Origin of the sequence: Alcanivorax sp. (assembly GCF_051117345.1) — a bacterium.
GTDB lineage: Bacteria > Pseudomonadota > Gammaproteobacteria > Pseudomonadales > Alcanivoracaceae > Alcanivorax.
Map to the genome: position 1 here is coordinate 1 of NZ_JBNPEC010000163.1, position 8,527 is coordinate 8,527.

An 8,527-nucleotide genomic window follows, 5' to 3' on the forward strand; every position below is an offset into this window, starting at 1 on the left:
ACTGGTCGCGTAGATGATGTGCTGGACCTGGGTTCTATTACACTGGGTGCCACCACCATGAATATACAGCTGGCAAATGAACCACAGGGTGACCTGATTGCTCTGAACACCACTATTACCAATGGCGTTTCCATCAGCGGCTTCGCTCTGAACGACGCTAACAGTGGTGGTGGTATCAACGTGGGCACCCTCTCTGTACTCGACAGTGGTGGCACTAACTTGAACGTTGATGCTGGTGTTAACGTTACCGCTTCTGGCCTGACCGTGCGTCTTGATCAGTTGGGTGATGCAACCAATGGTGCGGATGTACGTCTGGCTGGCGTAAATCTGGGTGATGGCACTGGTCCGAACCTGGGTGATGTGGAGCTGGTAGGTTTGAACCTGAACGGTACCACCGTTACCATTTCCGGTAAGTAATACCTTCCGGAAGCTAAAAACCCGGCAATTTGCCGGGTTTTTTTATGCATAATAATACGAGTATCACCATGCTTCGTAAGCAATTGAAGCTTGCACAGACTTTGGAAAAAAAATCTCAGTGGCAGAAGGCTGCTGAAGTGTACCAGTTGATTCTGTCCTCATCTCCTTCAGAGCCAACCGCCCTGAGCCGCTTGGGTGTTTTGTGCAGTAGAGCCGAAAAAAATGAAACTTCGGTAACTCTTTTCCAGCGTTTGTCTGCAGTCAGAAAGCTGGACTCTGGTGAGTTGGCAGCTTTTGGTCGAGCGCTATTAGGCTGCGGAAAAAAACAGATTGCTGCCCGTATACTCCAGCAATCGTTGCTGCAAAATTCCAGTCAAGCTGACGCCTGGTACCAGCTAGGGCTTCTTCTAGCTGACAATGGGGATTTTGAAAAGGCAGCGGGCTGCTTTCAGCGCGTTACGATATTAAACCCCAATGACTCGATGGCTGCAGAAGCGCTGGCACAGTGTCTTCTTAAATCCGGGCACTATTCACTGGCAAGGCCGGTTGTTGAAAAGCTTTATTCACTGAACCCCGGCAATCAAAAGCTGGCGCTTTCCTACGCCCAGTTGCTTTACCACACTGGGCGTCTACAGCAGGCGATATCTCAGCTGTCTGCCATCGCTGAAAAGAGTGCATCTCTCAAGCCTTTGCTTTGGCTGGCGATGTCTTACATGCAGGTTGGGGATAAGTCATCCTTTGATGCTATCGAAAGCAAAATTTTAAATGCTCAGGAAACACTGAGTCCTGAGCAAAGCCAAGAGCTTCGGCTCTGGAAAAGTCGTTGCTATATGCAAGTTGGAAAAAAAGAATATGCAGTTTCTATTATAAGGGGGGTGCTGGATGAGCAGCCTGGCAATGCATCAGCCTGGCAATACCTGGCTGATGCCATGCCCTCCGGGATCGACGAAAGCCAACTTTCAAGGCTCCGAGAGTCAATCAGTAATGAGTCTGATCCACTGAGGTTGGGAGGGCTTTATTTTGCCCTTGGCCGGATTTATGAGAATGGTTCAGATAAGAAAAAAGAAGTCGCCGCCTATGAGAAAGGTAACGAAGCTATTGCCCCGCACCGCCATCATTACAGTGAAGCCTTGGAAGAAAGTGCAGCTGAATTGATTGAGAATTTCTCATTGCAGCAGATCAAAGCCTTATCAGCCGGTGGGGACCGAACGTTTCGGCCCATCCTTATCCTGTCAATGCCTCGGTCCGGGACAACCTTGCTTGAACAAGTGCTTGGGTCTCACTCGGGTGTGGCTACTGCTGGTGAGTCAACGGTCATGGACTACGTTCTTGACCAGCGCAAACAATTTTTGGCTTTCGAAACACGACGGGAATATCTACAGGCTCTCTCCGCAGAGGAAGTGGCTTTGCTTGCTAAAGAGTTCAGGGTAATGATATCAGCCGTGGCTGAAAGTGATTCTCCGGTAATTGTCGAGAAGGGAATGAATAATGTCAGGGATGCCGGCCTGCTAGCGGCAATGTTTCCGGAGGCGACCTTCATCGTGCTGGAGAGGCACCCTATGGATGTTGGATGGGGCTGCTTCAAGCAAAACTTCACTTATCAGAATTTCAGCTATACCTACGACGGTATTGCCAGCGAGTTCAGCCGTTTTCTTGCTCTCAAAAAACATTGGCTTGAGAGCCTGCCAAAGAGGCCTTTTGTTGTTCGTTATGAGGATATGGTTCTCGACCTGCGCGAAACGGTTAAGCCGTTAATTGAAAGTTGTGGGCTGGCCTGGGAAGAGGGCTGTCTTGAGTTCCTGCAGCGCCAGGTGGCGGTGGCAACTGCTAGCATGAACCAGGTGAGGAGAGGGTTGTATTCTGATTCACTGAACCGCTGGAAGAGCTATGGGGCTCTGATGCGGCCTCTTTATAAGGCCTTGGCAAGCAAGGGTGTTTTTGAGGTTTCAGACTACGAAAATCCGGCACTATAGTGCCATATTGTGGTTTTCTGAATCAGGGGGGGTAAATTTGTCAGCCAATTGACTATATCGCCACCCCCGGTGGTCTCAATAGGTGGTTGCCTGCCAGCATGGGCATGGTTAACATGTCTGCCCATGTCAGAAACAAACAATAACAATAACAGCGGATAACTTACCATGCTGACGTCCATGTTGGGTGTAGCGCTGATCTACTTCGCTGCCAATGAATCTGTAGTGATTGAGCCCCCTGAAAAAGGCGTGATTTACTACGAACATCCCACCGGGGATGGGCCTCTGCGTGAGCGTGGAGTTGCCGTTAAACCCGTTTCCGAGTTCCGCTATCACAATGTGACGCGCCAGGCGTATGACTACTCCTGTGGCTCCGCAGCGTTGACTACCGTGCTGAACCAGTATCTTGGGCGCCAGTTCCAGGAGCGTCAGATTATGGAAGGGCTGCTGCGGTTCGGTGAGACCGAGAAAATTGTGCAGAGACGTGGGTTTTCCCTGCTAGACATGAAGCGCCTGGCTACAGCGCTGGGGCACCCCAGTGGCGGCTTCAAGGCGGAAATGAAAGACATCCAATCTCTTGACCATCCGGCAATCGTTCCCATCGCGTATGGTGGCTTCAAGCATTTTGTTGTTCTGAAAAAATACCAGGATGGCCATGTCTTCGTGGCCGACCCGGCCTTGGGCAATATCAGTTTTACAGAATCAAAATTCCTGGATGTCTGGGACCAGAATGTGCTGTTTATTGTTTTCCCTAATGGCTTTGAGCCTCAGGATGGACTGGAACTGACAGATTATGACCTCCGTTTGCTGGACGAGCGCACGATTAATCGGTTGGCTTTCCAGGAGTTTCCCGTGTTTACCAATACCATCGAAAACTGGGCAGACAAGGCTAGTACGCTTCGGCGCGTTTTGATCGAAGAAGAAGATGGTACAGAGCGAGTCATCAATGTCCCTACTCGTACCTATTTCAGAAAATAAGAGCCTGCAGTGGCAAATAAAAATCAGAATAAAGGAAGGCTTTGCATGAATATAAAGTCTGGAAAAGTGGCAGCAATCGCTGCACTCCTGCTTGCCCAACCCTTTGCCTGGGCGGCTGAAAGCGTTGAAGAAGCACGCGATGCCCTGCAGACAAAAGAAGACGATGTAACAGAAGAAAAGAACCTGGAAGAAGTCTTTCAGGCAGCTGAAAAGCAGTACTCATTGTTACAGAGCGGTGAGATGTCGTTGAATTTTTCAGCTAATTACAGCTATTTTCGCGATGATCGAATTGATATCGCTCTTGATGAAGATAGCGGCCAAATCAGTCGTTTCCGTATTGAGCAAGACGCACAGCACTCTTTTAGCTCGTCCTTGTCTTTTGATTACGGGATATGGAACAACCTGACCTTTAATACGCGTCTGCCGGTTTCGTACAAGTATGATACGGAAAAAGATGTTTCCCAGCCTGCGTTGGGGGATGTGTCTTTTGGCTTGCGCTATCAGCCCTTCCCGGTTCGCCCTGGAGCAATGAATACAACGCTCTACAGCACTCTGACGACCCCGACCGGCGACAGCCCCTATGACATCAATGTCAGAAATGAGGTTTCCAGCGGCTCAGGGTTCTATTCGTTGGGGGCAGGGGTGAGCATGAGCAAGGTAGTGGATCCAGTGGTTCTCTATGGCTCTGTAGGCTATTCCATGGCTTTCGATATTACCGGTTTAAATCAACGGCGAGGCTCGGACACTCTGGAAGAGGTCAACCCGGGTGATAGCATTAACTTCTCCATGGGGCTTGCCTATGCGCTGTCCTACGAGGTTTCTCTGAGTGCCAGCTATCAGCAGTCTTACAATTTCGATAGTGAATTTTTCTTTGATGATGGTCGGATAGCGCGGTCTGAAGATTCCACTTCCAGTGTAGTGAATACTTCGATTGGTTTGCGTTCTTCCAATAACCGTATCATCAACCTGAGTTTCGGCTTCGGTTTGACCGAAGACTCTCCCGACGTGTTACTTGGGCTGTCAATGCCGATTGATTTCAGTGGCCTGAAACCCGGTGCCTAAGCCGGCATTTGCAGTTGTGAGAGGCATGCCATGAAGAACAATAATAAGGCTTTGGCCTGCGGCCTGGCTGCTGTGCTGGGTTGCTTGCTAACGACAAGTGTCAGAGCCCAGCTAGCTAACAACCTGGCGATTGATGTGCGTGCCATGAGCATGGGGCATGCGGTAACTGCTGATCCGCCAGGGATTATGGCTATCCATTTCAACCCTGCAGGGCTGGCCAAGCTGGATGGTCGCAGGATGGATCTACAGTTTTTAGGGGCAGATTTTAGCTTGGAGTCCGAATTCTCGGCTCCGCCCGGTTATAATGTCTTTGGCTTTTCCGATGACCCTGTTGTCTGTAATGACGCCCCTAATGACGGAGTGGATTACTGTCGGGATTTCAAAACCGCGACCAGTACCATTGAGGGTATTTCCCTGTATGTTCCGTTCATCAATGAAACGGTGGATTTGCCGCCAGGACCGCTTATTGCGGGGCCACTGCCGGCTTTCTCCATTCGCCCGGCCGGTTCCAAGTTTACTTTTGGCACAGCAACCTATTTGCCGATGGCGGCCGGCTTTTACCGTGACGAAGATGATGTCGGCAATTTTATGGGTGAGCGGGTAGCTTTAGAGCGTATTACCTACCTTTCTCCTTCGGTTGGTTATCGGGTGAATGATGAGTTGTCCATCGGTGCTTCTATAGGTATGAGCTTTCAAGCTGTGGCCCTGGAGCAGGATTTTCGTGCTCCGAATGAGCTGCTGGGTTTTGCAAGGGTACTCGACGAAAGCATTTGTGCACCTTTCAAAGGTGAATCCAATATTGCCCTGGATCTGATTCTCTTCGGGATTTGCCGACCGGAAGAAGGGTTGGGGCCCTTTAAGAATCTGGCATCTCTGGATGTGGCAATGGACCAGCGCTTCAGCCCTTCCTATAACCTGGGGGTACTTTGGGAGCCCCATGAGCGTTTTGCCTGGGGCGCGGTATGGCGCTCCGCTGCCAAGACCCATATGCGTGGCGATTACAAAATCAGCTACTCCAATGCTGCCCAGGAAACGATTAATGGCATTGGCAGCTCTCCAACTGGTGCTATCGCTTTGGCGGTGCTGGGCATCCCTTCTCGTGTCGGTGAAGAAGAGGTAGGACGTGTAAGCATGGACCTGACCATGCCTGCCTCTTTTCAGACTGGCATAAAGATCCGGCCGACGGAAAGACTGCAATTCAACATCGATGCTGTCTGGGCGGATTACAAGGAGTGGGATTCTTTTGATTTTACGTTTGATCGTAGTTCTGCGGTACTCAGCCTGGCCCGCTTGTTTTCTCCCGGCTCTACATCGACCCGGTTGAGCTATCCGCTGAATTATCAGTCCACCTGGAACTTGGCATTTGGCGCTTCCTATGATCTGACTGGCCGTATTCAGCTCCGTGCCGGTTATGAGCCGCGGGCCTCGGCGATTCCGGAAGATCGCCGTAGCCCATTGGTTCCGATCAATGAAGCCAAGTACTACAGTCTTGGCCTTGGCTATAAGTGGGACAAGGACACTGATATCGATCTGGGTATTGCTCAGCTGCGGAGTAAGGATGAAATCCCTGCAAACACAAGCTGTGCCGCCAACTGTACGGGTATTGATAATGTGGTGTATAACCCCTATGCCGGGCTTGATATCAAGACTGAAGCTACGGTAACCATCATGGGTCTTGCCTTCCGAACTCGCTTCTAATGCAAAAAAGTGTATTTGTGTCTCTGCTGATAATATTGCTGGCTGCCTGCCAGGGGCGACCAGGGCAGGGCGAGCTATATGTCTATACAGATGCCCAGGGTAATCTTGTCACCATCGAAAAGCCCGAGCCCGAGCCCGATGACAGTCAGTCCGAGCCCGATCGCAAAGTTGAAGGGCTGTCATTGGGTGAACCGCTGGAAGACTATCGCCCAAGCGAGGAGATAGACCAGGAGCTGGCAGAAAAAGAACGTGACCGGTTTATTACTTACGTGGACGAAAGTGGTCAGCTGGTCAGTCGTCCAGTAGACATGGTTGCTGAGCGTGAGGCTCAGGCTGCTAGCGCTGAGCCAGACTATGCAGAGGTGTCCAGGGGGGAGTTTCTGGAAACCTATCGCACTATACGCCAGGATTGCTGCCTTCACTTGCTTGATGGGGCTAGCGAGCTCGCTGCGGGTGAGGAAATGCTTATTACCTTCGATCGGCACAGCCCAGTCATGCTGGGTGATGAACCACTCATGGCAAAAGCTGTGAAACTGGCGGAAGAGGTAAGTATCCTCGATTTGAAGGCTTTTATCCGCAAGAGCGATTATGTAGCTGCTCAGCTTCTCTGGTTAGATGGAGAAGGGCGACCAGTTCTTCTGATTGATCAACCGTTCAGCCGGAAATATCCGGAAACCTGGTATCGATACGGCTATCTGCAGGGAACCCTGCCGCGTGAATCCGGTCAACGTCATCTGGTAGTCTTTCTGCCTTATCAGCAAGAACAGCCGAGTACCGATGGGTTGCAGGCAGTAATGAAAGGCGAACTGCTACTTTCTGCCCAATGAATTCAGCCGGGTTTCGTCCGGCTTGCTATTACAGGTAATACTTTATGCGACATCTCACTTTAATGGCATTGGCAGCTCTGGCTTTGGCGGGCTGCAATGGCGGTGAAGACTTTTCTGATGCGACTGTCCCAGGCTGTCCGTTGGGTGCAAGCTGTAACCTTAACCCGCGAGGGGATGTCCTAGTGGAATTGCAGGGACCCCGTGTAAAGAATCTTGGGTATCAGTGTGGGAGCTCAACAGGCTATACACGTGGTGAAGATTACACGCCGGAGGGGTTGGATATCGAAGTGCCAGCCTATCATGCCTTGTGCCCAGCCAATTCTCGCTCTATCGAGTTTTATATCGGCAGCGCTCTCTTTGAAGATAACAGGGTTAGCTTGGGTAGCTATTTTCTGCCCCAGCAATTACGTAAAGGTAGCTATCAGATTACGCTGGCCGACCTGATTGATTCTCCTCGTCGTGTCGAGGTTCAGGATGGTGCGTTAGGAACTGCCAGCCCCGTATTGAATCGGTCTGCGTTGCTGCATGCATTGAATGATCAAGGTAACGACCCTCAAAATTTCATTGTTATTCCCGGTGACGCTACACAAGCCACAGATGAAAATGACCCTAATACGCTCATTAATACCCAGCCTGAACTGATAGCTGAAAACGGCTTTGCTTACGCGGATTTTGATGAGTTCAAGGCAGCTTGGCAGGATTTCATAGATGTCGTGAATTCAGACGAGCCAATTGACGGCTTTGCCAATGATACGTCGGCTTATGAGAACCAAGTCAATACCGGGAACGATCGTTCTCGTGCGGGTCTATATGCTTTTGAAATCGCAGGGGAATGTATCATTCTTGAGGGTTGTGATTTCGGTGGTGAAGAAGGTTCCACAGTATCGTTCACTTTGAATGCACTGGTTCTACCCTCAGGACGAATTCTTGGTGGAGGGCTCGGGGTAAGGGCATCTGGTGGAGAGAATCAGATACTCGATTTTCTGGGCTTCGATTCCCTTGCGGGCCTCTCTGATCTTCTGGAGCTGCAAAACCAGAATGACGAGACTCTTTCCGTGCAGTTGAGTAGTGCAGGTATTGGCGACGCGGATGAATCAAATACTGATGCGCAAGTATCTGGTCGATTTCTTGGGTCGAGCCTCTACGCTGGTGTAAACATTGATGGCAACAGCGATTTTAAACTGGATTTCCCCTCGCTTAATGAGTCTCTTGCGGCTGCCGATAAAGGCGAGATAACCGGAGTCTTGCTTGGTGAGAATCTCACAGGGGAGCCGCTGCCATTTCGTGCCACGAAAACAGGTTTTGTTCAGGCACGGCCTGATGACACGATAATCTCTCAGCTAGATGGGGACTATACAGTCAGGCTCATGCGCGCCTGCGTAGACGATGATTTGGGCGATGATGATACTAAATGCTCGGATATTGTGGAGCCTGATTCTGATGTCGATAGGGAAGTCAGTAACTCTGGAGGCAATTATCCAGAGTCGATTGGTGACCAGAACATCACCCAGGAGCGTGTCCGTGTTGATGAAAATACCGTTGGCGAATTCTGTTTGTCCATCAATGGTAGTGGAA

General features: G+C 50.5%; 7 protein-coding genes. All 7 read left to right on the forward strand.

Annotated elements, in window-relative coordinates; all coding sequences use genetic code 11:
• A partial coding sequence (locus ACFE0K_RS10825) for a hypothetical protein (RefSeq protein ID WP_434536076.1) occupies window positions 1-417 on the forward strand: 417 nt, incomplete at its 5' end.
• Window positions 418-461: 44 nt separating this feature from the next.
• Window positions 462-2,390, forward strand: coding sequence for a tetratricopeptide repeat-containing sulfotransferase family protein (locus ACFE0K_RS10830; protein WP_434536077.1), 1,929 nt, complete (start codon window positions 462-464; stop codon window positions 2,388-2,390).
• 165 nt (window positions 2,391-2,555) lie between these two features.
• Entirely contained in the window at window positions 2,556-3,365 is an 810-nt protein-coding gene (locus tag ACFE0K_RS10835) for a C39 family peptidase (protein ID WP_434536078.1), read from the forward strand.
• Between the two features lie 45 nt (window positions 3,366-3,410).
• The gene (locus ACFE0K_RS10840; protein ID WP_434536079.1) at window positions 3,411-4,427 is read left to right on the forward strand and encodes a transporter; all 1,017 of its coding nucleotides are present in this window, start codon (window positions 3,411-3,413) and stop codon (window positions 4,425-4,427) included.
• A gap of 30 nt (window positions 4,428-4,457) precedes the next feature.
• Window positions 4,458-6,125, forward strand: a complete 1,668-nt coding sequence (locus ACFE0K_RS10845) for an OmpP1/FadL family transporter (RefSeq protein ID WP_434536080.1) — start codon at window positions 4,458-4,460, stop codon at window positions 6,123-6,125.
• A gap of 17 nt (window positions 6,126-6,142) precedes the next feature.
• On the forward strand, window positions 6,143-6,952 hold the full coding sequence (locus ACFE0K_RS10850; RefSeq protein ID WP_434536081.1) for a hypothetical protein: 810 nt from the start codon (window positions 6,143-6,145) through the stop codon (window positions 6,950-6,952).
• A gap of 44 nt (window positions 6,953-6,996) precedes the next feature.
• Window positions 6,997-8,527, forward strand: a 1,531-nt coding sequence (locus ACFE0K_RS10855; protein WP_434536082.1) for a hypothetical protein, incomplete at its 3' end; no start/stop codon positions are given.